Source organism: Dietzia sp. DQ11-44, from assembly GCF_014145205.1.
Lineage (GTDB): Bacteria > Actinomycetota > Actinomycetes > Mycobacteriales > Mycobacteriaceae > Dietzia > Dietzia natronolimnaea.
In genome coordinates this window covers 1-1,182 of record NZ_JAALEC010000669.1, presented here as the reverse complement: position 1 = coordinate 1,182, position 1,182 = coordinate 1, and the positions used below count along the sequence as shown (strand labels likewise).

The following is a 1,182-nucleotide window of genomic DNA, read 5'->3' as shown; positions in this document are numbered from 1 at the left end:
TCCCCCTGCCACGGCACGATCCTGTCCGCCCCGGCCTCGGTGGCCAGTTCCACGGCGAGCTCGGAGCGATCGGACTTGGGGAGCGCCTGGACCACGGTCACCAGGGGCGTCGGTCGCTCGACCACGGTCCGGGCCAGGACCTCGGCCTCGACCCGGCCGGGCCCCGACGTCAACACCGAGCAGTCCGCGACCTGGCCGCGCCCGTCCCCGACCCGGAGGAGCTCCCCGGGTCGCACCCGTAGGGCCGAACCGGCGTGCCGGCCCTCGGCGCCGTCGAGGACGGCCGTCTCGCCGACGGCGGGGACCGCGTCGACCCGGAACAGGGGCGGGGTCACCGGCTCAGTGACCCGCGACCGCGTCGCGCAGACGCGAGAACAACCCGCCCCGGCGAGCGGTGTCCTCGTTGACGATCTCTGCCGAGTCGCCGCCGAGACGGCGGAGCTGCTCGACCAGGTCCCGCCGCTTGCGGTCGAGCTTGTCGGGGATCACCACCTCCATGTGCACCGTGAGGTCGCCGGCACCGCCGCCGCGGACACGCGGCATCCCGCGGCCGGACAGCGTGACCGTGTGGCCCGGTTGGATGCCGGCCGGGATGTCGATCTCGAGGTCGTCACCCACCACCGTCTCCAGGTCCACCCTGCCCCCGAGGATGGCGTCCACGACCGGGACGCGGACCGTGCAGTGCAGGTCCTCGCCGTCCCGGACGAACACCGGGTGGGTGCGCTCGTTGACCTCGATGTAGAGGTCTCCGGCGGGACCACCGCCGGGGCCGACCTCACCCTGTCCGGACAGCCGGATCCGCATCCCGCCGCCGACGCCGGCCGGGATCTTGGCCGAGACGGTGCGGCGCTTGCGGACGCGGCCCTGGCCGGTGCAGTCACCACAGGGATCGGTGATGATCTCGCCGGTGCCGGCACAGGTGGGGCACGGGCGGCTGGTCATGATGTTGCCCAACAGGGAGCGCTGGACCGACTGGATCTCCCCCTGCCCCTGACACATGCCGCATTTCGCGGGCGGCGCGTCGCTCGCCGACCCCTTGCCGTGGCAGGTCTCACACAGCACGGCCGTGTCGACCTGGATCTCCTTGGTGACGCCGGTCGCGCACTCCGCCAGGGTCAGGTTCACGCGGATCAGCGCGTCCGAACCCGGCTGCACGCGGCTCCGGGGGCCGCGTCCGCCGCC

Annotated in this window: 2 protein-coding genes; both read right to left on the bottom strand. The window is 73.6% G+C overall.

What is annotated here, in order from left to right:
• The coding region (locus G6018_RS15330; RefSeq protein WP_182640077.1) for an RNA methyltransferase PUA domain-containing protein at positions 1 to 335 on the bottom strand (335 nt) is incomplete at its 3' end.
• A gap of 4 nt (positions 336 to 339) precedes the next feature.
• A partial coding sequence (locus tag G6018_RS15325; protein ID WP_182640076.1) for a DnaJ C-terminal domain-containing protein occupies positions 340 to 1,182 on the bottom strand: 843 nt, incomplete at its 5' end.